The 850-nt window shown below is 35.3% G+C and carries 1 protein-coding gene and 1 pseudogene; both read left to right on the forward strand.

The features are described 5' to 3' along the window. Window positions 1–471: hypothetical protein (locus DXB44_RS14330; RefSeq protein WP_118659101.1), on the forward strand; the 471-nt coding region annotated here is incomplete at its 5' end. Between the two features lie 11 nt (window positions 472–482). After that, window positions 483–850: pseudogene (locus DXB44_RS14335) on the forward strand (hypothetical protein); the annotation flags it as partial.

Genomic DNA, 850 nt, shown 5'->3' on the forward strand with positions numbered 1-850 from the left:
TACCTAGCTATAGTCGCACTGTGCTTGCTTTTGGGCTTTATGCTTGGAAGAAAAAGCAAATATGAAAAACGAGATTATTTGAAACAATTCAAAATTGGAAAAGCAACATACTCTGAATCGTTGATATATGAGGCTTATGGCGGATTGCAAAATGATGGGATAATGTTAGCGGTATACTACGATGTGGATGCAGCCAAAATTATTCATCAACTCGATTCATGGGAGAAAATTAATGATTCTCCAACCATATCTTCTATATTAAAAAATGTGTCGTCATATTTTGGATTAGATTTTGTGATTCCTGAAATTGCAAGTGGAAATTTTTTTCTTTATGATAATAGTCAGCATAAGGAACTACGCTCGGAAGCCGAAATGAATACATTGCTTTTACATTCTGAAGATGTGAATTTTAGTCTCGTTGTCTGGGATGATGAGAAGCACACAATTTATATAGTAGAGTACAGAATTTAAGGAGGTTCGTTATGAAGAGGTTCGTATCATTAATTCTTTCAGTGTGTTTTTTGTTTTCGATAAATACTGTGTCTTATGCTGCTAACATAAGCAGCCGTAAAGCTAGCAATCCTGTTATTCAAAGCATGAATGATAAGTATCATGTTGATTTTTCGGGAATGTCGATAGATGAATTAAATAAGTTTATCGATAAGATGAAAGATGAAGATCAAACACGTGCATCTGGAAATTTGTTAAATAATACACAGCTTGCATGGTTGGCAGCTGCGCAAATTGCACGGGATAAGGGATATGAATGTGCGGCTCTTATGGTTGAATTCTCTGTATATAATATTGACTATTCTGAGAGTGTGACGGATTCTTCGACGCCATTGCTTGA

Origin of the sequence: Faecalibacterium sp. OM04-11BH (assembly GCF_003482185.1) — a bacterium.
Taxonomy (GTDB): Bacteria; Bacillota; Clostridia; order Oscillospirales; family Ruminococcaceae; genus Faecalibacterium; species Faecalibacterium tardum.